Genomic DNA, 22,492 nt, shown 5'->3' on the forward strand with positions numbered 1-22,492 from the left:
GGTGTGCAATGAAGGACTCCTTCATCGCGAAATTTGCGATGAAGGAGTCCTTCATTGCAGTCGGGGACGCGCTCAACCCGCCCCGGCGGCAGGGAACGGGAACCCGTCGGGAGCCACCGCCTCGGTGTCGACCCACTTCCGCATCCCCGCGTCACAGGCCGCGTAACCCCAGTTGATCAACCGCTCCTGCAGCACTTCCGGCAGTTTCGTCAGGCGCGTCGGGGTCTCCGCCAGCTTGTGCGTGAGATCCACAGGCGCCTTCAGCGAATCCTTGAGCTCGAAGTTCTCGAGATCGACGTAGGAACCCCAGTAGGCGCCACTGAAATCTTTCTCCACATAGGACTTCAGCAGCGCGCCCCGCCGCAGCTCGCGCACCTGGTTGTCGATCACGTCGAGGACGCGCAGCAACTGCCGCCCCCAGTCACGTTTGACCTTCCGCGCGACCTTCATCCGCTTGCCCGCGTCGCTGACCAGCACCGTCGCGTGCCCTTCGACCGGGTCCAGGCCGAGGTTGTCGTAGACGCCGGCGTCGCTGAGCACGATCTTGCGTTTCCGCTCGTCGGAAAGCGGGTCGTGGATCACGACGGGTGAAAGCATCGGCGGGAAGGCCGAAGACGCGGCCACCGCGGTCGCGAGCGGGATGTTCCCGTGCGGCCCGTTCTGACGGAAGAACCACCACAGCGCGCCGTCCTGGAGGTTCGTCGCGGTGAAGACGAACTGCGGGCCGCCGGGGTCGATGTCCTTGAGGCAGCAGTCGCCGAACAGGTGTTTCGCGTACACCCGCGCGAGCTCCTCACCGGCGCTTCGCCAGGGCATCGCCATGGCCAGCAAGGTGACCGGGATGTCGAGCCGGGTACGTGCCAGTTTCCGCACCGGCGCGACGACCTCGTCGTAGAAGTTGTCCGCGACACCGTTTTCGAACTTCAGGTCCGACCACGCGTGCGCGAGCACGCCCGCGGCGATCGAGCCGCCCGAGACGCTCGAGAACGTCGAGATCTTCGACAGCCAGCCGAGTTCGTTGAGCCGCCACAGCGCTCCGGTGTGGAACAACATCGCGCGGTAGCCGCCGCCGGACAGGGCGAGACCGACACCTTGGCGCGCTGTCGAAGGCTTCTTGATATCCCCCACCTGAGCGAGTGTAGAGGCGGTCAAGCGAGCAGGGGCCGCAAGAGGCGACGTTGCTCCTCGGGGACGTACTCGGCGTAGTTGTCGTACAGGGCTTGCTTCGCCAGCCGTGACGCACGCTCGCCGTCGGAGTCACGGATCGCTCCCAGCACCTCTTCGTGGTGTGCCAGCCAGTTGCGCATCAGTGCCGTCCGGTCGTCGGCGTGTTCCAGTTTGTCCTCGATGAGTTCCAGTACGACACCGCGGACGACCTCGCCGCTGATCACCAGCAGCGGATTCCCGGTCGCGCGGGCGATGGCCTCGTGGAACGCGACGTCCGCGTGGGAGAACTCCGCGAACCCCTTCGAGACGCCCTCGCGCATCGCCTCCAGCGCCGCGTCCAGCTCGGCGAGGTGGTCCTCGGTCCTGAGCTGCGCGGCGAGCAGATGTGCGGAACCGTCGAGGACCATGCGGAACTGCAACAGCTCGGACAGGCCGATGTGGTCGGCGCGCGCGAGCCGGTGCATCGACCGGTGCAACGCGGCGGGGGAGGCGGCCAGCACCTCGGGGCCGCGCGGGTCGCCCGGGCGCGAGCGGATCATCTCCGCCGCCTGCAGCACGCGCAACGCCTCGCGCACGGTCGAGCGGCCGACGTCGAACTGCACCATCAGCTCGCGTTCGCTCGGCAGCCGGTCGCCCGGTTTGATCCGGCCGCTGAACACGGCTTCCTCGATCTGTTCGACGACACGCTGGTACGCGCGGACAGGGGCGACCGGCTCGAATTCCATCTTGACCCTGCCGTCTCGTCTGGTTTACTGGTCAGACCAGTCTACCGGTCAGGGGGCAGGATGAAACCCCGGATTCACGCGGCAGTGGCAGCGTTGCTGCTGGTGGCGTCCGGCTGCTCCGCCGGATCGAGTGCCACGGTGGCCAAGGATCCCGGCACGCTCGCCATCGGCTACACCGCCGAACCCGCGAACTTCGACTTCACCCGCACGGACGGCGCCGCCATCCCGCAGGCGTTGCTCTACAACGTCTACGAGGGCCTGGTGAAACTCGACGCGGACGCGAAGATCGTGCCGCTGCTCGCCGAATCGTGGACGATCTCGGAAGACCGCAGGACCTACGACTTCAAGCTCCGGAAGAACGCGAAGTTCAGCGACGGGGCGCCGTTCACCGCCGAGGACGTCAAGTTCTCCCTGACGCGCGTGAAGACCGACTGGACCGTGTCGATCAAGTCCACAATGGACGTCGTCGACCGGGTCGACGTCGTGGCGCCGGACCACGCGCGAGTCGTGCTCACGAAGCCCAGCAACGGCTGGCTGTTCAGTCTCACCAGCCGCCTCGGCGCGATGTTCAGCCGCACCGGTGTCGCGGATCTGGCGAATAAACCGATCGGCACCGGGCCGTACACGGTGTCCTCACGCAGGCGCGGAGACTCCATCGTGCTCAAGGAGAACCCCGCGTACTGGGGCAGGAAACCGGCATATTCCACGGTGGTCCTCAAGTACATCAAGGATCCGACGGCGCTCAACAACGCCTTGCTCAGCAACGGGATCGACGTCATCTCCGCGATCACCGTGCCGGATTCGATCCCGCAGTTCCAGAGCGACGACCGGTTCACCGTCGTCGAAGGCACGACCAACAGCGAGGTCACGCTCGCGTTCAACAACGCGCGCCCACCGCTGAACGACGTCCGCGTGCGGCGAGCGCTGTCGTACGCCATCGACCGGAAGGCCTTGCTGGACACGGCTTGGGGCGGCCGCGGCACGCTCATCGGCAGTATGGTCCCGCCGACGGATCCCTGGTACGAAGACCTTTCGAACGCGTACCCGTTCGATCCCGCGAAGGCGAAAGCCCTGCTCGCTGAGGCGGGCCAGCCGAATCCTTCGCTCCGGTTGAGGATTCCCAACCTGCCGTACGCCGTCTCGTCCGCGCAGGTGGTGGCGTCGCAGCTGGCGGACGTCGGGGTCACGGTGACGATCGAGCCGCTGGACTTCCCGGCGGTGTGGCTCAAACAGGTCTTCACCGACCGCGACTACGACCTGTCGATCATCCAGCACGTCGAGGCGCGCGACATCGTGACCTTCGGCAGGCCGAAGTACTACTGGGGTTACGACAGCAAGCCCGTCCAGCAGAACCTGGCGAAGGCCGACGCCGGAACGCCCCAGGAGCAGGTCGACGCGATGCGCCAGGTCGCGCGGCGGCTGTCCGAAGACGCCGCCGCGGACTGGCTCTTCCTGTTCCCCAACGTGATCGTGGCGAAGAACAAGGTGACCGGGTTCGTCCGCAACCAGGTCAGCGAGTCCTTCGATCTCACGGGATTGGCGCCGCGATGACGGTCAAGGTGCTCCGCCGCCTGGGGATCCTCGTGGCCAGCGTGCTGGTGGCGTCCATCGTGGTGTTCCTGTTCATGGCCGTGCTGCCGGGTGACCCGGCGCAGGTCGCGCTCGGCGTCAACGCGACGCCGGAACTGGTCGCGAAGACCCGCGCCGAGTTCGGCATCGACAGGCCGCTGGTGACGCAGTACCTCGACTGGATCGGCGGTGTCCTGCAAGGCGACTTCGGCCGCTCGTACGTCACGCGCGAGGAGATCGGGCCCGCGCTGACCGACCGCCTCGGCGTGACGTTGTGGCTGGTCGGGGCCGGGATGCTGGTGGCGCTGCTGATCGCCGTACCGGCCGGGACGTTCGCCGCGGTGCGGCATCGGAAGGCCGACGGCACCGCGCTTTCCGGGCTGTCGCAGATCGGTGTCGCGATCCCCGCGTTCCTCGCCGGCATCATCCTGGTGCAGATCTTCGCGGTGCAGTTGCGCTGGCTGCCCTCCGGCGGCTGGACACCGCCCGTGCAGGACCCAGGCGAATTTCTCCGCGGTTTGGTCCTGCCGGCGCTGTCGCTGGGGCTCGTGCAGGGCGCGGTCCTCACGCGGTACGTCCGGTCCGCGGTGCTCGACACGCTCGGCCAGGACTATCTGCGCACGGCGCGGTCCAAGGGACTTCGGCCGTTCCAAGCGCTGTTCCGCCATGGTCTGCGCAACGCCGCCGTGCCGGTGGTGACGGTGCTCGGCCTGCAACTTTCGACCCTGCTGATCGGCGCGGTCGTCGTCGAGCGCGTGTTCGTCCTGCCGGGGCTGGGCAGCATGCTGCTCGACTCGGTGGCGTCGCGGGATCTGTTGTCCGTGCAGGGGATCGTGCTGGTCTTGGTGGTCGGCGTGCTGCTGGTGAACTTCGTGGTCGACGTCCTCTACACGGTGCTCGACCCGAGATTGCGGGGTTCCTGATGCGTAGCCGCAGTCTCGTGATCGGCGGCGTGCTCGTCGCGCTGATCGTGCTCGCCGCGCTCCTTTCGTTCGTGTGGACACCGTTCGATCCGGTGAAGGTCGACGCGGCCAACCGCCTGCACGACTTCAGCGGCGCCAATCCGCTGGGCACGGACAGCTTCGGCCGTGACGTGCTGAGCCAGCTCATGGTCGGCGCGCGGACGACGCTGTACGTCGGTGTGGTCGCGGTCGGCATCGCCGCGCTGATCGGGACGCCGCTGGGCATCCTCGCCGGGATGTCATCGCGCTGGCTCGGCGAGTTCGTCATGCGGGTCAACGATCTCGTGCTCGCGTTCCCCGCGTTGCTGCTGGCGATCATGTTCGGCGCGGTGTTCGGGGCGGACACGCTGACCGCGATGGTGGCGATCGGCATCGCGACCATCCCGTCGTTCGCGCGGATCGCGCGTTCGGGAACGCTGCAGGTGATGAGCAGCGAGTTCGTGCTGGCCGCGCGGTCGGCCGGGCGCTCGCGGCTGAACATCGCGGCGCGGCATGTGCTGCCGAACATCTCCGGGCTGCTGATCGTGCAGGCGTCGGTGTCGTTCGCGATCGCCGTGCTCGCGGAAGCGGCGTTGTCGTTCCTCGGGTTCGGCACGCGGCCGCCGACGCCGTCCTGGGGCCGGATGCTCCAGGAATCCCAAATGTTCCTGACCCTGCACCCGAGGCTCGCGCTCGTGCCGGGCGTCGCGATCGCCATCGCCGTCCTCGGCTTCAACCTGCTCGGTGACGGCCTCCGCGATCGTCTCGACCCCCGATTGGCGGCGCGGTTATGACACTGGAAGTCCAGGGCCTCGGGATCGGCGGTCTGGTTCACGGCGTCTCGTTCGGCATCGCGCGCGGTGAGCGGGTCGGGCTGATCGGCGAGTCGGGCTCCGGGAAGTCGTTGACGGCGCTGTCGATCATGGGCCTGCTGCCCGAAGAACTCGCCGCGTCCGGATCGGTGAAGCTCGACGGCCGCGAACTGCTGGGCGCGCCGGAGAAGGACCTGTCGCGGCTGCGCGGCAACGAGATGTCGATGGTCTTCCAGGAACCGATGACCGCGCTGAACCCGGCCATGCGGGTCGGCGCGCAGGTGGCCGAACCGATGCGGATCCACCGAGACGGCGGGAAACATCGCGAGGCGGCCGAGGCTTTGCTGGATTCCGTGGGGTTACCCGGTGTCGCTCGCGCTTATCCGCATCAACTGTCCGGCGGGCAGCGGCAGCGTGTCGTCCTCGCGATCGCGCTGGCCAACGATCCGAAGCTGCTGATCTGCGACGAGCCGACGACGGCGCTCGACGTCACCGTGCAGGCACAGATCCTGGAGTTGATCCTCGACGGCGTCCGGGAGCGGGAGAGCGCGCTGCTGTTCATCACGCACGACCTCGCCGTCGTGGCGTCGGTATGCGAGCGGGTGCTGGTGATGCTGGACGGCGAGATCGTCGAAGCAGGCACCACCCGCGAGGTGCTCACCGCACCGAAGCACGAGTACACGAAGAAACTTCTGGCCGCTTCGGATCTGGAGGCGGGCCGATGATGCTCGAAGTACGCGACCTCGAACGTCGCTACACGCGGCGCGACGTCCATGCCCTGCGCGGAGTTTCGTTCGACGTCGCGGAAGGTCAGCGGTTCGGGATCGTCGGCGAGTCGGGTTCGGGAAAGTCCACTTTGGTCAGACTGCTGGCCGCGCTCGACAAACCGACGGCGGGCAGTGTCTCGTTCCAAGGCCGACGGATCGACACGCTGCCCGAACGCAAACTCGGCTTCCTGCGGTCGGAACTGCAGATCGTCTTCCAGGATCCGATGGGTTCGCTCGATCCGCGGATGCGGGTGCGCGACATCATTTCCGAACCTCTGGGCCGCCGGGATCCCGCGCGGGTCGCGGAACTGCTGAAGGCCGTTGGCCTGCCCGAGGACGCCGCCGGCCGCTATCCGCACCAGTTCTCCGGCGGGCAGCGGCAGCGCATCTCGATCGCGCGGGCGCTCGCGCCGAACCCGAGCGTCCTTATCGCGGACGAGCCGGTGAGCGCGCTCGACGTGTCGGTGCGGAAACAGATCCTCGACCTGCTCGCGTCGCTGGTCGAGCTGTACTCGTTGACGCTGATCTTCGTCTCGCACGACCTCGGCGTGGTGCGGCACGTCTGCGACCGGGTCGCGGTGATGCGGCGCGGTGAGATCGTCGAGATCGGTGACGTCGACCAGGTCTACGACGCGCCGGAACACGAGTACACCAGGGAACTGCTGGCGGCCGCGCCGAATCTGCGGGCCGAGCTGGCGCGGCTGAGGGGAGGGGACGATGGCTGAGTACCCGGAAGGACTGCCGATCGGTGACGAGTGGGTGTCCACTGTAGACACACAGCCGGTCGTGTTCCCGTACGACGGGAGCGAGATCGGTCGGGCGCCGGTCGGGACGCCGGAGCTGGCCACGCGCGCGATCGACGAGGCGGTCGCGGTGTTCAAGCAGGTCGCGGCCCTGCCGTCGCGGACCCGGCGGTCGCTTCTGAACGACGTTGCCGCCGCTCTGGAAGCACGACGCGCCGAACTCGAGCGGCTTCTGGTTCTCGAAACCGGAAAGCCGCTGGTCGACTGCCGGGTCGAGGTCGCGCGCACGATCGTCACCTGGCAGGCCGCCGCGGAGGAGGTCTCGCGGCTGCACGGCGAGACCGTGCCGCTCGACCTGCTGCCGTCCGGCGACGGGCTGGTCGGGTTCTGGAAACGCAAGCCGATCGGTGTCGTGGTCGGTATCGCCGGGTTCAACTACCCGCTGCTGCTGGCGTCGCACAAGATCGCGCCCGCCATCGCCGCGGGCTGCCCGGTGGTGGTGAAACCGGCGCCGCAGACCCCGCTCGCGACGTTGTGGCTCGTGCATCTCGTACGGTCGCTGACCGACCTGCCCGCGATGGTCCAGCTCGTCACCGGCGACGCGGCCGTCGGCTCGGCGCTGGTCACCGACCGGCGGGTCGGCGCGGTGTCGTTCACCGGATCCGCGCTGGTCGGGCACCGGATCGCCCGCGACGCCGCACCCACGAAGACGTTGCTGGAGCTGGGGTCCAACGCCGCTCTGGTGGTCGCCGAGGACGCGGATCTCGACGCGGCCGCGGACGCCGTGCTGCGCGGTGGGTTCTACGCGTCGGGGCAGGCGTGCATCTCGGTGCAGCGGGTGCTGGTCGTCGAAGCCGTCGCCGAGGAGTTCACCGAACGGGTTCTCTCACGGCTCGGCGAGGTCGTCATCGGTGACCCGCGAGACGAGAAGACGCGGGTCTCGGCGCTGATCGACCCGGGATCCACTCAGCGCGTCCAGGAATGGGTCGACAAAGCGACTTCGGCCGGTGCGAGGGTGGTCGGGGGAGGTGTCGACGGCACGGTGATCCGGCCGACCGTGCTGCTCGACGTGCCCGACGGCCTCGAATGCTGGGACGAGGAGATCTTCGGCCCCGTGGTCTGTATCCGCACTGTGTCCTCTGTGGGCGAAGCGTTCGACGCGGTCAACGCGTCGCGCTACGGGCTGCACGCTTCGGTGTTCAGCACGTCCTTGAAGACGGCGTTCCGCGCACTTGACGAGCTCGAAGTCGGCGGCGTGGTCGTCAACGAGGTACCCGGATTCCGGTCCGACACCATGCCGTACGGCGGCGTGAAGGACTCCGGTATCGGACGTGAAGGGCCGCGGTTCGCGGTCGAAGAACTGACCGTGACGAGGATGGCGGTGCTGCGCCCGTGAGCTATGAGAACCTGTTCCGGCTCGACGGAAAGCGAGCCGTCGTCCTCGGCGGTGGCAGCGGGATCGGCCGCGAAGCCGCGAAGGCGCTGGCCGCGCACGGCGCCGAAGTGATCGTCGCGGACCGCGATGTCGCCGCCGCCAAGGAAACCGGCGCGGGCGAGGCGTACGAGATCGACCTGCTCTCGGACGGTGCGGTCGCGCGGGCGGCGGCGGAACTCGGCGAGATCGACATCGTGGTGCTGACCGCCGCGACCAACGTGCGCAAACGGCTGCTGGAGTACTCGCGCGAGGAATTCGACCGGGTGATCGCGCTGAACCTCGGCGCGACCTTCGAGGTCGTCCGCGCGTTCGGCGCCGGGATGGTCGAGCGGGGGCGGGGGAGCATCATCGGGTTCTCGTCGATCCGTGGCACCACCGTCGAGCCGGGGCAAGGACCGTACGCGGCGACGAAAGCCGGGCTGGTGCAGCTGTTCCGCACGGCCGCGGCGGAGTTCGGCCCGGCCGGGGTACGGGTCAACGCGATCGCGCCCGGCGTCGTCGAGACTCCGCTGACAGCGCAGATCAAGGCGAATCCGGGTTGGTACGACGCGTACGCGACCAAAGGCGCGCTCGGCCGATGGGCGCGTCCGGACGAACTCGCGGGCGCCGTCGTCTATCTGGCCTCGGACGCGTCGTCGTTCGTCACCGGCTCCGTGCTGGCGGTGGACGGCGGCTGGACCGCGGTCGACGGCCGCTTCGAACCGCCCGCGACGTAAGCACCTGTTGGCGTAGCTGTGCTTTGTCGGGAAAGTGACTCAATGCGTGAACCCGCCCTGGCCGGAGGCCCCGCTATCGCGGTGGCAGGGCGCCTTCACCACCTTCGTGACCTGGATGTCAGGTCGTGCCCTGCCGACGTCGATCGCGGACGCGGGTTCACCAGACGCTAAGGAGTGCTGCCGTGCCGGAGTTGCCTGATCTGACCGCTGTCGAAATTGTCGCGCGGTACCGTGCCGGGACACTGTCGCCGGTCGAAGTCACCGAAGCCGTCCTCGCCCGCATCGAGGCACGCGAACCCGAACTGCACGCGCTCTACGCGTATGACCCGAGTGGCGCGCGCGAAGACGCGAAGGCGTCCGAAGGCCGTTGGCACGCCGGGGAACCGCTCGGCCCGATCGACGGCGTTCCCTTGACGCTCAAGGAGAACATCGCGACCCGCGGCACCCCGGTCCCGCTCGGCACGGCCGCCACCGCGCTGGAACCCGCGCTCGAAGACGCCCCGGCGGGCGCTCGCGTGCGCGAATCCGGCGGTGTCCTGCTGGGCAAGACGACCATGCCGGACTACGGGATGCTGACGTCCGGGCTGTCGAGTTTCCACACCGCGTCGCGGAATCCGTGGGACACCACGCGCACGCCCGGCGGTTCCAGCGCCGGTGCCGGTTCGGCGGCCGCCGCGGGTTACGGCCCGCTGCACGTCGGCACCGACATCGGCGGCTCGATCCGGCTGCCCGCCGGCTGGTGCGGCCTGGTCGGGCTGAAGCCGAGTTTCGGCCGGGTGCCGGTGGATCCGCCGTTCCTCGGCCGCGTCGCCGGGCCGATGACGCGGACCGTGGCCGACACCGCGCTGCTGATGAGCGTTCTGTCCGGTGTGGACGGTCGCGACCACCTTTCGCTGCCGCCCTCGTCGCTCGCTTGGACTTCGTTGTCGGGCGAGGTCAAGGGCCTGCGGATCGGGCTGCACCTCGACCCGGGTGTCGGTCTTCCGGTGCTGCCGGAGACGATCGCCGCCGTCACCGAAGCCGCACGTGTCTTCGAGGCCGCGGGTGCCGTCGTCGAGCCGGTTTCGCCGTTCCTGCGGCGAGAAATGCTCGACGGCCTCGACACTTTCTGGCGCGTCCGTGCCTGGTCGGACATGTCGGCCCTGCCCGAAGAGCGCCGCGCGAAGGTCCTGCCGTACATCGCCGACTGGGCCGCCGGCGGCGCCGACGTCAGCGGTGTCGACGCCTACCGCGGTTTCGCGCAGATCGACGCCATCGCCGTCGCGACCCTGCGCGCGACCGAACGTTTCGACGTCGTCCTGTCACCGACCTGCCCGGTCTCGGCCCCGCCCGCCGAATGGCCCTCGCCGACCAACGACCCGCGCCGCCCGTTCGAGCACATCGCGTTCACCGTGCCGTACAACATGTCCGGCCAGCCCGCTGTCTCGATCAACTGCGGCTACACGAGCGACGACCAGCCCATCGGTCTCCAGATCAGCGGCCGCCGCTTCGCCGACCTCGACGTCCTTCGCGCCGCTGCCGCCTACGAATCCCTTCGCCCCACTCCGCGCCCCTGGCCCTGACCCGCATTTAGTCCTCTGAATGCGGTCCTTGCGCGCGCAACTACCGCATTCAGAGGACTAAACGCGTCAGTCGCCGATCGCCTCGGCCAGCGCCAGGATCCGCCGCGCGTTGTCCACGTGCAGGTTCTCGATCATCCGCCCGTCCACGGTCACGACGCCCTGCCCGGCCGCCTGTGCTTCCTCGAACGCCGCGATGATCTTGCGCGAGCGCGTGATCTCCTCCTCGGACGGCGCGAAGATCCGGTTGCACGGCTCCAGCTGCGCCGGGTGGATCAGCGTCTTGCCGTCGAAGCCGAACTGACGTCCCTGCACACATTCCGCCTCGAAGCCTTCGAGGTCCTTCACGTCGTTGTAGACGCCGTCGAGGATCGCCTTGCCGGTCGCCCGCGCGGCCAGCAGCGCGAGCGAAAGCCCGCCCAGCAGGGGCGCGCGGCCGGGGACGAACTCGGCGTGCAGCTCCTTCGCCAGGTCGTTCGTGCCCATGACCAGCACGGTGAGCCGTTCGGACGCCGACGCGATCTCCTCGGCGTGCAGCATCGCGACCGGCGTCTCCACCATCGCCCAGATCTTCGTGTGATCCGGCGCGCCGCCGAGCTCCAGCGCACGCTCGATGTTGTGCACTTCGGCGGCGGAGTCGACCTTCGGCACCACGATGGCGTCCGGGCCGGCCTGCGCGGCGGCACGGAGGTCGGCGTCGTGCCATTCGGTGTCGAGGCCGTTGACGCGGATGGTCACCTCGCGCGAGCCGTACTCCTTCGACGACGCGGCCGCGCAAACGCGTTCACGTGCGGCTTCCTTCGCGTCGGGCGCGACGGCGTCTTCGAGGTCGAGGATCAGCCCGTCCGCGTCCAGCGACTTGGCCTTTTCGAGCGCTCTTTCGTTCGCGCCGGGCATGTAGAGGACGGAACGCCGGGGGTTCATTCGGAAGCCTCCTTGGTTGCCGCTTCGTAGGCGGCGGCGAGTTCAGGATCGTCGGCGGCGAGGGCGTCCGCGAGTTCGGCGACCACCCGGCACTGCTTCACCGAGGCGTCGTCCTGCATCTTCCCGTCGATCATCACCGCACCGGTGCCGTCACCCATCGCGGCGATCACGCGCCGCGCCCAGGCGACGTCCTCGGGCGAGGGCGAGAACACCTTCTTGGCGATGTCGATCTGCACCGGGTGCAGGCTCCAGGCGCCCACGCAGCCGAGCAGGAACGCGTTGCGGAACTGGTCTTCGCAGGCCACGACGTCGCGGATGTCGCCGAACGGCCCGTAGTACGGCAGGATCCCGTTCGCCGCGCAGGCGTCGACCATCCGCGCGACGGTGTAGTGCCACAGATCCTGCTGATACGTCGTGCGCCCCTCGTTCAGGTCTTCGCCGGTGGGGTCCGTGCGCACCAGGTAACCGGGGTGCCCGCCACCCACCCGGGTGGTCTTCATCCGGCGGCTCGCGGCGAGGTCGGCCGGGCCGAGCGAGATACCCTGCATCCGGGGGCTCGCGCCCGCGATCTCCTCGACGTTCGCGACGCCGCTGGCGGTCTCCAGGATCGCGTGCACCAGCAGCGGTTTCGTCAGGCCTGCCCGTGCCTCGAGCTGCGCGAGCAGCCGGTCGACGTAGTGGATGTCCTGCGCGCCTTCGACCTTCGGCACCATGATCACGTCGAGTTTGTCGCCGATCTCGGTGACCAGCGTGATCAGGTCGTCGAGCACCCACGGCGAGTCGAGGCTGTTGACGCGGGTCCACAGCTGCGTCTTGCCGAAGTCGGTCGACTTCGCGATGGAGACCAGTCCGTTCCGCGCGGCCTCCTTGCGATCGGCGCGCACGGCGTCTTCGAGGTTCCCGAGCAGGACGTCGACCTTCTTGGCGATATCCGGGACCTTGGCGGCCATCTTCTCGTTGCTGGGATCGAAGAAGTGGATCATCCGCGAAGGAGGCACGGGGATCTGGCGGAGCGGTTCCGGCGCCCCCACCGCGAGCGGGGCGAAGAAATCCTTCGGCGAACGCATCGTTCCTCCATCGCAACGGGCTAAGTGACCGACGAGTAACCCTAAACCCGGAAGGCGGGGAACCGCTGCGGCGCAGCTCACCTCCAAGGGGACACGATCGGGAATCGCGGAGGAATCTGTGGACGACTGGGCCTTGCCGGGTTTCACCGAGATGGGGTCGCTGGGCGAAGGGGGATTCGGCCGGGTCGTGCTGGCTCGCCACGACGAATCCGCGCAGGTCGTGGCCATCAAATACCTGTACGCACGGTTCGCGGCAGACCCGCGGCGGCTGGCCGAATTCCGCCACGAGGCGCAGATCCTGAGCCGCGTTTCGGGGCCCCACATCGCCCGGCTGCACCAGTTCGTCGAGACCCCGCAAGGGGCCGCGATCATCATGGAAGCCGTTCACGGAATCTCCCTGAAAGAGATCCTCGGCCGCCAGGAGAAGCTCGAACCCGAAGCCGCGCTGGCCATCCTCAAGGGCTCGCTGCTCGGTCTCGCCGGCGCGCACGCCGCGGGCACCGTCCACCGCGACTACAAACCGGCCAACGTCCTGGTCACCCGGGAGGGGCAGAGCAAGCTCGTCGACTTCGGCATCGCCGTGCTCGCCGGGCAGACCGGGGTCGCCGCGGGCACACCCGCGTACATGGCGCCCGAGCAGTGGGCGGGTGGCATCGCCACCCCCGCGACCGACGTCTACGCCGCGACCTGCGTGTTCTTCCAGTGCGTCGCCGGACACCGGCCGTACGAGGCCGAACAGACCGAAGTGCTGCGCACGCTGCACGAATACGCCCCGATCCCGTTCGGCGAGGTCCCCGAACCGGTCCGCGACCTCATCGCGCGCGGCATGGCGAAGGACGCCGCCCATCGGCCGTCGGGCGCGGCCGAGTTCGTCACCGAACTGGAGGCGTCCGCCAGGAAGGCGTACGGCGAGGACTGGGAGCGCAACGGCTGGCACTGGCTCGCCAAAGGCGCCGGTGTCCTGGTCGCCCTGTCCCCGTTGGCCCTGCTCGGTGCCGGGACGGCCGCGGCACCGGTCATCGCGGGTGGCGGGGTCGCGGCCACCACCGGTGGCGGGATCGCGCTCGGTCTCAAGGTGACGGCCGCGGTCGCCGCCGTCACCGCGGCCGCCGTCGGCACGGTCGTCGTGGTCAACGCCGACGGTGACGAAGCGCCGCCTCAGACGACGACCGTCGCCGCGATGAAGGTCGACCTCCTCACCCGCACCGAAAAGCTCGACGGCTTCGACTACAACGGCAAGTACGTCCGGATCAGCGGGCTGAAGGACAAGGCCGCCGAAGAACGGGTCAACAAGGCGCTGATGGCGCCGATCGACGGGTGGCTCGCGGGCTTCTGGCCGGACAGCTACCCGCCCCAGCGGGAACCCGACGGCGACATCCCGCATATGAAGACCGAAGCCGAGATCCTGCGCCAGGACGACAAGCTGCTCTCGGTCGTCTACAAACGCTCGATCGACTCCGTCCAGTTCGGCAACCACGGCGGGTTCAGCATCCGTCCCATCGTCATCGACCTGACGAAGGGCGAGCCGATCCCCACCGCGCGGCTCTTCGACAACGTCGACGGCACCGCCGACCGGATGCTCATGCTCGAAGACATGCTCTTCGACGCCGCCAGGCCGGGTGACTGCCTCGCCGACGCGCCAAGCTCGCCCGAGCACTTGCCGGCCCGCGCGATGTCGGATCCGTGGTCCGTCACCGGCGACACCGTGCTGCAGGCGGCACCGACCGCGAACGGGATGACGTTCTACGTCTACGGATCCGTGCTCGGCTACCCCCGTGTCTGCGACCCGACCCAGGTCACCGTCGAATTCCGCCACCTCCTCCACCTGCTGAGCCCGGGGGTCGTGAACCTGCTCGGCGGCACGCAGGGGCAACGCACCAAAGTGGACGACGTCGGCGCCTTCACCATCACCACCCCGGAAAAGTGGTCGCTGCTCTCCGGCGCCCCCATCGAGCGCTACCTGGTGACCGCCGACCAGTGCGCGGGAGGCGGGACGCAGCCGTTCCACTGCGCGGGCGTCGTCTTCAGCGACAACTCGCGGGCCGACCCGGCCACGCGGGCGTATGAACCGGGCAAGCCGTACAACCGCTCGACCGGCCCGCGTCCGTGCCATTCCATCGGCGCACCCGGTGAGACCCAGGGAGCACCTGCCCTCCAGATGAAGGAACTTCGCCCGGTCGGGACGAAGCGGGCCGCCTACGAAGAGTGGCGGCTCACGTGTTCTGGCGGCGGCACGGTCACCCAGCGGGTCTGGTTCCTGCCGAAAACGCAGCTCGTGATCGTCGACGAATGGAACACTCCAGGCCTCGACAAGATTCTGGAAGAGGCGCAGTGGAACTGACTGACGAGTGGAGACTGCCCGGCTTCACCGAGCTGGAGCAGCTGGGCACGGGCACCTTCGGCCGCGTGGTGCTCGCACGCCAGGACACCACGGGCCACCTCGTCGCGATCAAGTACCTCTTCTCTAGCTTCGCCGCGGACCCCGCGCATCTCGCCGCGTTCCGGCAGGAAGCCCTGGCGCTGCACCGGGTGTCGAGCCCACACGTCGTGAAACTGCACGAGTTCTTCGAGACGCCGCAGGGCGCCGCGATCGTCATGGAGGCGATCAACGGCGTCTCCCTGCGTTCGGTGCTCCAGGCCGAAGGCGCTCTCGAACCCGAGGCCGCCCTCGCGGTTCTGAAGGGTTCGCTGCTCGGCCTGGCCGCGGCGCATTCCGCCCACGTCGTCCACCGGGACTACAAACCGGCCAACGTCCTCGTCGCCGACACCGGCGAGAGCAAGCTGGTCGACTTCGGCACGGCCGTCCTGGCGGGGGAACGCGGCCCGTCCGTCGGCACGCCCGCGTACATGGCTCCCGAGCAGTGGTCGGGCGGACAGGCCACGCCCGCGACCGACGTCTACGCCGCGACCTGCGTGTTCTTCCAGTGCGTCGCCGGGCACCGGCCCTACCAGGCCGAAGACACCGAAGTGCTCCGCACGCTGCATGAACACGCGCCCATCCCGTTCGGCGAAGTCCCCCAGCCGGTGCACGAGATCGTCGCGCTGGGAATGGCGAAGGACCCGTCGAAACGACCGGTCGACGCGCTCATGTTCGTCAGTGAACTGGAACGCGTCGCCCGCGCGGGCTACGGCGACGAATGGGAGCGCAAGGGCTGGTCACGGCTGGCGAAGGCGGCGGGTGTGCTCGCCGCGGCGACCCCGTTGGTCCTGCTCGGTGCCGGTACGGCGGCCGCGCCCGGGGTCGCCGCCGCCGGGACGGGCGCGGCGGCCGCGTCCACCGGCGGGATCGCGGCAGGACTGAAGATCGCCATCGGTGTCGTCGCGGCGACGGCCGCCGTGGTCGGCTCGGTGGTCGTCTTCTCCGACGCGAGCACGCCGCCGCCGTCTCCGCCGACCACGCAGCAGGCCGTCGCGCTCAAGGTCGCCATGAAGACCCGGACCGGGACCGTGCCCGGGACGAACATCGCGTACAGCGGGGATCACCCCGAGGTGACCGGGTCCACCGATCAGGCCTGGCTGAAGCGCGTCAACGACGCACTGACGGCGCCGATCGACGACTGGAACCGCAAGACCGGCCCGGGCGCCGCCAAGCTGGAGCCGGAACGCGGCCCGTACAAGCTCCTCACGAAGGCCGACGTGCGCTCGCGGAACGAGCGGTACCTCTCGGTGCGCTACACGCACGATCTCGCGAACAAACCGCATTCGACCTGGGGAAATGGTCGTGCCGCGGTGACCATCGACCTGAAGGAGGGCAAGGCGCTCACTCCCGCCGAGCTGTTCGCCCCCGGAAAGTTCAGCGACGACGGCCTGCGGACCCTCGCCGAACTGCTCTGGCCCGACAAGCAGCAGTGCGGTGCGGTCAGCAGCACCTTCCCGTACCAGCCCCTCAAGACGGCCGACCTCGCCGAAGAGCCGAAGGTGTGGCTCGCGTTCACCCCGGCGGTCGTCGAGGTGACCGTCGACCTCAACTTGCTCGGCTTCGCCACCGCCTGCGGAGTCCAGGACTACACGCTGCCGTACGACAAGCTGAGCGGTCTCCTGAACCCGGAGCTCGTCGAGGGCGTGACCGGCGGAAAACCGCTGAAGGGAACTTCGTCCGCCCCGCCCGCGCCGGGAGTCACCGACGTCTCGGCGGGCGCGCTGACGCTGCATCTGCCGCAGGGCTGGTCCGTGGTCTCGCAGGGGCTGGAGAAGGTGCTCGTCGATCCTGGCTGCCCGGACCCCAAGAAGTACTTCAACTGCAAGTACGTCCTGCTCACGGACAACACTCAGCAGTCGGCGGAACAGCCGCCGTACCGGCCCGGTGAGTTCTATCGGCGCAGCGCGGGCGGCCGGGCCTGCAACGCCGCCGGGCGAAAGGACCTCCGCCAAGAGGGTGACGCCGTGCGGACGGTTTCCACCACCGCACCGGTGGGCGGGACATCGGCGACCTACGAGGAGTGGACGATCCAGTGTGTTCCTCGTGGACAGACGGGTGGAAGCGGCGAGACGCAAGTGACCCAGCGGATCTGGTTCGTTGCGGACAGGCAAATCGTGGTGATGGACGAGTGGCGGACACCGGGCGTCGAAGAACTCCTCCGCACCGCGACGATCTCGTGACCTGACCTGCGAAGGTCCAAAGTGGAATGGGTATTCACTGGGCTGAATGGTCTAACGTTTTACTTCCCTTGCCGCGCCGGTGTTCGGTGGCGATCAGTCCGTACTCGTGACCGTTCGGAGACGCCGGGTGACACCACTTACCTCTCCCTCACTCGGTTGGCGGCACGTCGGACTGAAGTCCGATGACCGCCTACCGACCGGTCACCGATGACAAGGCGCCGCCGATCGCAGCCACTCCCGTTGTCCGGCGCCGTCGCCTCCCCGCCCTGTTAGACAGATCATGTGCCGCTTCCACCGAGGTGGCACGGGATGAAGAGCCCTAGGGAAACCAGGTTCGAAGGAGGCGGAACGTGGCGGCTACACCGAACATGGAGAGCTCGACGGTCGCCGGTGGCGCGAAGCGCAGCCGGTCACTGCCGAGCCGGGTGGTGCCGCCGATCGAACTGCCCGCGAGCGTCGGGGAGCTTTCGCGCAAGGCGGCGGCCCTGCTCGGCTGGAACGGCATCGTCTTGCCGGAGACCACCGTGCTCGGCCGCAAGATCTGCGTGGTCGCCCGGCTCCGTACCGACGTGCACGCCGAGCGCATCGCGATGGGCATGGGTCCCGTCATCGATCGCGCCACCGTCGACACCTGGACATGGCCAGAGCTGGCCGCGACCGCACCCGCGCCGGCCGCCGAGATCATCGGCGTCCTCGCGGTCGCCCGGCACTGGCGCACCGCGATGGCCTCCGCGGTTCCGTTCGCACGTTACGGCGAGGCCGCGATGGTTCTCCCATCGCCTGCCGTACTGACGGAAGACTACGTCGGCAACTGCCTGCCGCGAGCCCGCGCCTACGGGCTCGGCATCGTCACCGCCGACCCCAACGCGGTGGCCGACCTCGACCTCGAGGGCCACGGTGAGCGCATGATCCTCGACGAGGACCCTGTCTCGCGCCTGGTCAACGAGATCGTCTACGACCAGCTGCTGCGCGAAACCGAGCTCCCTGCCGAAGTGGACTGAACGCACTAGGCTCGCGGGAATGCGAGTCGTCATTGCGGGTGGACACGGACAGATCGCGCTGAAGCTGGAGAAACTGCTCTCCGCACGCGGTGATCAGGCGGTGGGGATCGTGCGTAATCCCGACCATGTCGCCGACCTCGAAGCCGCCGGTGCCGAAGCGGTCGTCCTCGATCTGGAAAAGTCCGATGTGGACGCCGTCGCCAAGGTGCTCGACGGCGCCGACGCCGCCATCTTCGCGGCAGGCGCCGGGCCGGGCAGCGGCACCGCCCGCAAGGACACTGTGGACAGAGCGGCCGCCGAACTCTTCGCGGCCGCCTCCGAGCGGGCGGGCGTCCGGCGGCATATCCAGGTCGGCTCCATGGGGGCGGACAAATGGGAGACCGTGGACGTCCCGGACGATTTCCGGATCTACCTCAAGGCCAAGAAAGCGGCCGAAGACGATCTGCGCGCCCGCGATCTCGACTGGACGATCCTGCGGCCGGGACAGCTCACCAACGACGAAGGCACCGGCGAGATCCTGATCGCCGAGTCCACCGGCCGCGGACCCATTCCCCGGCAGGACGTCGCCGCGATTCTCGTCGCGCTGCTCGACGCCCCGTCGACGGCGGGCCGCGTTCTCGAAGCGATCTCGGGTGATACTGCTATCTCTCAGGCCTTTTCCGCTCTGTGAAACTCTAGTGTGTGGGCGTAATCCGTCTTTTGACTGAACGGAGTAGGTCCTTGCGCGAGGACATCGCGGTCTTCAGCGGCAGCGCACATCCCGAGCTCGCCGAAGAGATCTGCGCCCATCTCGGCGTTCCCCTGCATCCGGTGAAGGTGCAGCGATTCGCCAACGACTGTCTCGAAGTCCAGCTCGAAGCGAATTGCCGCGAGCGCGACGTCTTCCTGATCCAGCCGCTGGTGCGGCCGGTGCAGGAACATCTCGTCGAACTGCTGCTGATGCTGGACGCCGCGCGGGGCGCGTCGGCCAAGCGGATCTCCGTCGTCATGCCGCACTACTCGTACGCCCGCTCGGACAAGAAGGACGCGCCGCGGATCTCGATCGGCGGCCGTCTCGTCGCCGACCTGATGGCGACCGCCGGCGCCGACCGGGTTCTCGCGATGACGCTGCATTCGCCGCAGGTGCACGGCTTCTTCAGCGTTCCGGTCGATCACCTGCACGCGTTGCAGGAGCTGGCGAAGCACTTCCGCCAGTACGACCTCTCCGCGGCCACCGTCGTTTCGCCGGATCTCGGCAACGCCAAGGAGGCCGCGCATTTCGCCCGGCTGCTCGGAGTTCAGGTCGCCGCCGGCGCGAAGCAGCGCTTCGCCGATGACAGGGTCGAGATCAGCTCGGTGATCGGCGAGATCACCGGCCGCGACGTGATCGTCCTCGACGACGAGATCGCCAAGGGCAGCACGGTGATCGAGCTGCTCACCAAACTGCGCGAGCTGAAGCCGCGCTCGATCCGCGTCGCCTGCACGCACGGCCTTTTCTCCAGCGGCGCGCTCGAACGGATCGGCAGCCAGCCCGACGTGCTGGAGGTCGTCTGCACGAACACGGTGCCGATCCCGCCGGAGGAGCAGAGCCCGAAGCTGCGAGTCCTGTCGATCGCGCCCGCGCTGGCGGAAGCGATGCGGAGGATCCACAACGGCGAGTCGGTCAGCGCCTTGTTCGAAACGGCTTAAGCGGTGCCGAGGACCCGGTCGAGGTACGTGTTCGTGAAGACCCCGGCCGGGTCCACCTCCTTGCGGACCCGCAGGAAGTCGTCGAAGCGCGGGTACCGCGAGCGCAGGGTGGCGGCGTCGAGGTCGTGCATCTTGCCCCAGTGCGGGCGGCCGCCGACCTCGCCGACGATCGACGCGAATCCGGCGAAGTACTCGCGGTAGGGCATGCCGACGAACTGGTGGATCGCGATGTAGGCGGAGTCGCGGCCGTTCGCGGTCGAAAGCCAGATGTCGTCCGCGGCGGCGACGCGCACCTCGACCGGGAACGCGACCGGGTTCTCCAGCTTCGGGACGAACGCGCGGAGCTCGGAGAAGACGTCATGCAGCGCTTCGCGGGGGATCGCGAACTCCGACTCGACGAACCGCACGCCGCGGTGGGTCACGAAGACGCGATGCGACGTGTCGCTGTACTCGCGGGCGGAGAGGATGTTCGAGGCGAACCGGCCGAGCGGCTGCACGAGTTTCGGCACCGCGCGGCCGAGACGGCACAGGCCGCCGAACGCGATGTTCTCCGTGACCTCGTAGTCGACGAATTCCTTCAGCTTGGCAAGCGGACGGCGTTCGCTGCCCGCCGGAAGCCGGTTGTTGCGCTTGACCAGGGCGTTCTTGCCGTAGGGGAACCAGTAGAACTCGAAGTGGTCGTTCTCGTCGGCGAACCGGTCGAAACCTTCGAGGACCTGTTCGAGGGGTTCCGGCCGCTCCTGGGCGGAGAGCAGGAACGACGGTTCACACTGCAGGGTGACCGTGCTGATGACGCCGAGCGCGCCGAGCCCGACTCGCGCCGCGGCGAAGAGGTCGGCGCGTTCGTCCGCCGAACACGTGACCACGGCGCCGTCGGCGAGCACGAGTTCGAGCGCGGCGATCTGGGTGGCGATCCCGCCGAGCCGCGCGCCGGTGCCGTGGGTGCCGGTGGAGATCGCGCCCGCGACGGTCTGCGCGTCGATGTCGCCGAGGTTGGTCATCGCCAGGCCCAGCGCGTCGAGTTCGGCGTTGAGCTGCTTGAGCGTGGTGCCGGAACGGACCGTGACCTGGCCTTTCGCGACGTCGGCCGACGCGATGCCCGTCCAGCCGGTCAGGTCCATGGCGTCGGAATCCGCCGCGGCGATCGCGGTGAAGGAGTGGCCGCTGCCCAGCGGGCGCAGGCGCCGTCCGTCCGCGGCGGACCGGCCGATCGCCTCGGCGATCGCGGCCGTGTCCCGCGGCCGATGCACGCGCAGCGGCGACGCCGTCGCGGTGCCGGCCCAGTTGCTCCACCGTGTCATGAGCCACCCGTTTCGTGAGCTGCTGCCCTTGAGATGTCCGAGTGCCGAAACATTAAGTGAATAGTATTCGCGTTTCAAGCCCTTCTGTCGTACCTTAGTTCGGGTGACCAGTGCGACGGTGTACGACTTGGCGACGAAGGACCTGGATCCTCCGTTCGCGGTTGTCGACTTGGATGCGTTCGACGCGAACGGCGCCGACCTGCTGCGGCGGGCAGGCGGCAAACCGATCCGCGTGGTCAGCAAGTCCGTGCGCTGCCGGTATCTGCTCGAACGGGTGCTCGCGCGGCCCGGTTTCGAAGGCCTCATGTGCTACTCGCTCGCCGAAGCCGTCTGGCATGTCGAGCAGGGGACGTCCGAGGACATCGTGGTGGCGTACCCGACCGCCGACCACGGCGCGCTCCGCCGGCTGGCGGCGAACGACCGGGCGCGGGCGGCGATTTCGATCATGGTCGACTCGCCCGAACATCTCGACCTGGTCGATGCCGCGCTGGGGCAGGGGCATCCCGAAATCCGCGTCTGCCTGGAGCTCGACGCTTCGTGGCGGCCGCTGCCAGGAGTGCACGTCGGCACCCGGCGCTCGCCGGTGTTCAGTCCGAGGCAGGCCGCGGATCTCGCGCGAACCATTTTGTCCCGCAAGGGTTTCCGGCTCGTCGGGATGATGGCGTACGAAGGTCAGATCGCCGGGCTCGGCGACGCGGCGGGTGGCGGCGTCAAGAACTCGCTCGTCGGCTGGATGCAGCGGAAGTCCATTGTGGAAATCGCGAAACGCCGCGCGGCCGCGGTCCGCGCGGTGCGGGCCTTGGCCGACCTGGAATTCGTCAACGGTGGCGGCAGCGGCAGCGTCGAATCGACCGGCGCCGAAGCGGCCGTCACCGAGATCGCGGCGGGCTCGGGCCTGATCGGGCCGACGCTCTTCGATGGCTACGCGCATTTCTCGCCGCGCCCGGCCGCGATGTTCGCGCTGCCCGTCGTCCGCCGCCCGGCACCGAAGGTTGCGACGCTCTTCTCCGGCGGCTACATCGCTTCGGGCCCCGCCGAGTCTTCGCGGCTCCCGACGCCTTACCTGCCCGAAGGCCTCTCGCTACTCGGATTCGAGGGCGCCGGCGAAGTCCAGACCCCCGTCTCCGGTGAGGCCGCCCGCCATCTGCGGCTCGGCGACCGCGTCTGGCTGCGCCACGCGAAGGCGGGCGAACTCGCCGAACGCTTCACGCACTACCACGTCGTCGTCGGCGACCGCGTCGACCGGACCGTCCCCACCTACCGAGGCGAATCCCAAAACTTCGGCTGACCCGCGCGACCCCACCCCCCACCCATCCCTGGGGGGCGCGCCCCGCACCAGCGTATCGGGAGGGGGTGTCGGGGACGGCGGTTCCGAGGGGGTGAGGGGCGAGGTTGTCCACAACTGTGGGTGGGTGTGGACAGGTTATGTGGATAACCGGGTAAGGCCAGGTCAGCGGGCGTGTGCGCGTGGTTGCTGGGAGTTGTGTGACTGGTGGGA

Annotated in this window: 19 protein-coding genes; 14 read left to right on the forward strand and 5 right to left on the reverse strand. The window is 68.7% G+C overall.

Going from position 1 to position 22,492, the window contains the following annotated elements:
• Nucleotides 1-72: 72 nt before the first annotated feature.
• Nucleotides 73-1,128 (reverse strand): patatin-like phospholipase family protein, encoded by a 1,056-nt coding sequence (locus AC069H_RS02450; protein WP_478231097.1) that lies wholly within the window; start codon nt 1,126-1,128, stop codon nt 73-75.
• Nucleotides 1,129-1,148: 20 nt separating this feature from the next.
• On the reverse strand, nt 1,149-1,892 hold the full coding sequence (locus AC069H_RS02455; protein WP_478231098.1) for a FadR/GntR family transcriptional regulator: 744 nt from the start codon (nt 1,890-1,892) through the stop codon (nt 1,149-1,151).
• A gap of 60 nt (nt 1,893-1,952) precedes the next feature.
• Between AC069H_RS02455 and AC069H_RS02460 the strand changes: the two genes are divergently transcribed.
• The 8 genes from AC069H_RS02460 (at nt 1,953) to AC069H_RS02495 (ending at nt 10,437) form a co-directional block, all read left to right on the forward strand.
• A complete protein-coding gene (locus AC069H_RS02460; RefSeq protein WP_478231099.1) occupies nt 1,953-3,443 on the forward strand; it encodes an ABC transporter substrate-binding protein in 1,491 nt (496 codons plus the stop codon).
• Nucleotides 3,440-4,384, forward strand: a complete 945-nt coding sequence (locus AC069H_RS02465; RefSeq protein WP_478231100.1) for an ABC transporter permease — start codon at nt 3,440-3,442, stop codon at nt 4,382-4,384. The genes AC069H_RS02460 and AC069H_RS02465 overlap by 4 nt, the downstream gene beginning before the upstream one ends.
• Complete coding sequence (locus AC069H_RS02470) at nt 4,384-5,196, forward strand: ABC transporter permease (protein ID WP_478223873.1); 813 nt, start codon at nt 4,384-4,386, stop codon at nt 5,194-5,196. The genes AC069H_RS02465 and AC069H_RS02470 overlap by 1 nt, the downstream gene beginning before the upstream one ends.
• On the forward strand, nt 5,193-5,939 hold the full coding sequence (locus AC069H_RS02475; protein WP_478231101.1) for an ABC transporter ATP-binding protein: 747 nt from the start codon (nt 5,193-5,195) through the stop codon (nt 5,937-5,939). Before AC069H_RS02470 ends, AC069H_RS02475 begins: the two co-directional genes overlap by 4 nt.
• Entirely contained in the window at nt 5,936-6,706 is a 771-nt protein-coding gene (locus tag AC069H_RS02480; RefSeq protein WP_478231102.1) for an ABC transporter ATP-binding protein, read from the forward strand. The genes AC069H_RS02475 and AC069H_RS02480 overlap by 4 nt, the downstream gene beginning before the upstream one ends.
• Nucleotides 6,699-8,120, forward strand: a complete 1,422-nt coding sequence (locus tag AC069H_RS02485; RefSeq protein ID WP_478231103.1) for an aldehyde dehydrogenase family protein — start codon at nt 6,699-6,701, stop codon at nt 8,118-8,120. The genes AC069H_RS02480 and AC069H_RS02485 overlap by 8 nt, the downstream gene beginning before the upstream one ends.
• A complete protein-coding gene (locus AC069H_RS02490) occupies nt 8,117-8,875 on the forward strand; it encodes an SDR family NAD(P)-dependent oxidoreductase (protein ID WP_478223869.1) in 759 nt (252 codons plus the stop codon). The genes AC069H_RS02485 and AC069H_RS02490 overlap by 4 nt, the downstream gene beginning before the upstream one ends.
• A 182-nt stretch (nt 8,876-9,057) precedes the next feature.
• Entirely contained in the window at nt 9,058-10,437 is a 1,380-nt protein-coding gene (locus tag AC069H_RS02495) for an amidase (RefSeq protein WP_478231104.1), read from the forward strand.
• A gap of 66 nt (nt 10,438-10,503) precedes the next feature.
• Here the strand turns inward: AC069H_RS02495 and AC069H_RS02500 are convergent, their stop codons facing one another.
• Both AC069H_RS02500 and AC069H_RS02505 read right to left on the reverse strand, forming a co-directional pair.
• Entirely contained in the window at nt 10,504-11,358 is an 855-nt protein-coding gene (locus AC069H_RS02500) for an HpcH/HpaI aldolase/citrate lyase family protein (protein ID WP_478231105.1), read from the reverse strand.
• The gene (locus tag AC069H_RS02505) at nt 11,355-12,425 is read right to left on the reverse strand and encodes an HpcH/HpaI aldolase/citrate lyase family protein (RefSeq protein WP_478231106.1); all 1,071 of its coding nucleotides are present in this window, start codon (nt 12,423-12,425) and stop codon (nt 11,355-11,357) included. The genes AC069H_RS02500 and AC069H_RS02505 overlap by 4 nt, the downstream gene beginning before the upstream one ends.
• 118 nt (nt 12,426-12,543) lie before the next feature.
• Here AC069H_RS02505 and AC069H_RS02510 point away from each other — a divergent pair, with 118 nt between their 5' ends.
• The 5 genes from AC069H_RS02510 (at nt 12,544) to AC069H_RS02530 (ending at nt 19,693) form a co-directional block, all read left to right on the forward strand.
• Nucleotides 12,544-14,766 (forward strand): serine/threonine-protein kinase, encoded by a 2,223-nt coding sequence (locus tag AC069H_RS02510; protein WP_478231107.1) that lies wholly within the window; start codon nt 12,544-12,546, stop codon nt 14,764-14,766.
• Nucleotides 14,757-17,024, forward strand: coding sequence for a serine/threonine-protein kinase (locus tag AC069H_RS02515; RefSeq protein ID WP_478231108.1), 2,268 nt, complete (start codon nt 14,757-14,759; stop codon nt 17,022-17,024). The genes AC069H_RS02510 and AC069H_RS02515 overlap by 10 nt, the downstream gene beginning before the upstream one ends.
• Before the next feature lie 350 nt (nt 17,025-17,374).
• Nucleotides 17,375-18,025: a hypothetical protein gene (locus tag AC069H_RS02520; protein WP_340686024.1), complete on the forward strand. Its 651-nt coding sequence runs from the start codon at nt 17,375-17,377 to the stop codon at nt 18,023-18,025.
• A 19-nt stretch (nt 18,026-18,044) separates the two neighbouring features.
• The gene (locus AC069H_RS02525) at nt 18,045-18,695 is read left to right on the forward strand and encodes an NAD(P)H-binding protein (RefSeq protein WP_478231109.1); all 651 of its coding nucleotides are present in this window, start codon (nt 18,045-18,047) and stop codon (nt 18,693-18,695) included.
• A gap of 50 nt (nt 18,696-18,745) precedes the next feature.
• Nucleotides 18,746-19,693 carry a ribose-phosphate diphosphokinase gene (locus tag AC069H_RS02530; RefSeq protein ID WP_478223863.1) on the forward strand — a complete coding sequence of 316 codons (948 nt, stop codon included), beginning with the start codon at nt 18,746-18,748 and terminating at the stop codon, nt 19,691-19,693.
• On the opposite strand, the gene AC069H_RS02535 is transcribed toward AC069H_RS02530, so the two are convergent.
• Nucleotides 19,690-20,994: a D-arabinono-1,4-lactone oxidase gene (locus AC069H_RS02535; RefSeq protein ID WP_478231110.1), complete on the reverse strand. Its 1,305-nt coding sequence runs from the start codon at nt 20,992-20,994 to the stop codon at nt 19,690-19,692. The genes AC069H_RS02530 and AC069H_RS02535 overlap by 4 nt on opposite strands.
• 103 nt (nt 20,995-21,097) lie before the next feature.
• Between AC069H_RS02535 and AC069H_RS02540 the strand changes: the two genes are divergently transcribed.
• Nucleotides 21,098-22,282, forward strand: a complete 1,185-nt coding sequence (locus AC069H_RS02540; protein WP_340686021.1) for an amino acid deaminase/aldolase — start codon at nt 21,098-21,100, stop codon at nt 22,280-22,282.
• The last annotated feature ends 210 nt before the right edge of the window (nt 22,283-22,492 follow it).

This window comes from Amycolatopsis sp. NPDC043887 (assembly GCF_056435665.1).

Excerpts from the sequence above, each read along its gene's own strand:
- AC069H_RS02455 (WP_478231098.1), bottom strand. The coding sequence starts at position 1,892 with ATGGAATTCGAGCCGGTCGCCCCTGTCCGCGCGTACCAGCGTGTCGTC.
- AC069H_RS02470 (WP_478223873.1), top strand. The coding sequence starts at position 4,384 with ATGCGTAGCCGCAGTCTCGTGATCGGCGGCGTGCTCGTCGCGCTGATC.
- AC069H_RS02475 (WP_478231101.1), top strand. The coding sequence starts at position 5,193 with ATGACACTGGAAGTCCAGGGCCTCGGGATCGGCGGTCTGGTTCACGGC.
- AC069H_RS02535 (WP_478231110.1), bottom strand. The coding sequence starts at position 20,994 with ATGACACGGTGGAGCAACTGGGCCGGCACCGCGACGGCGTCGCCGCTG.
- AC069H_RS02485 (WP_478231103.1), top strand. The coding sequence starts at position 6,699 with ATGGCTGAGTACCCGGAAGGACTGCCGATCGGTGACGAGTGGGTGTCC.
- AC069H_RS02465 (WP_478231100.1), top strand. The coding sequence starts at position 3,440 with ATGACGGTCAAGGTGCTCCGCCGCCTGGGGATCCTCGTGGCCAGCGTG.
- AC069H_RS02480 (WP_478231102.1), top strand. The coding sequence starts at position 5,936 with ATGATGCTCGAAGTACGCGACCTCGAACGTCGCTACACGCGGCGCGAC.
- AC069H_RS02500 (WP_478231105.1), bottom strand. The coding sequence starts at position 11,358 with ATGAACCCCCGGCGTTCCGTCCTCTACATGCCCGGCGCGAACGAAAGA.
- AC069H_RS02505 (WP_478231106.1), bottom strand. The coding sequence starts at position 12,425 with ATGCGTTCGCCGAAGGATTTCTTCGCCCCGCTCGCGGTGGGGGCGCCG.
- AC069H_RS02525 (WP_478231109.1), top strand. The coding sequence starts at position 18,045 with ATGCGAGTCGTCATTGCGGGTGGACACGGACAGATCGCGCTGAAGCTG.
- AC069H_RS02460 (WP_478231099.1), top strand. The coding sequence starts at position 1,953 with ATGAAACCCCGGATTCACGCGGCAGTGGCAGCGTTGCTGCTGGTGGCG.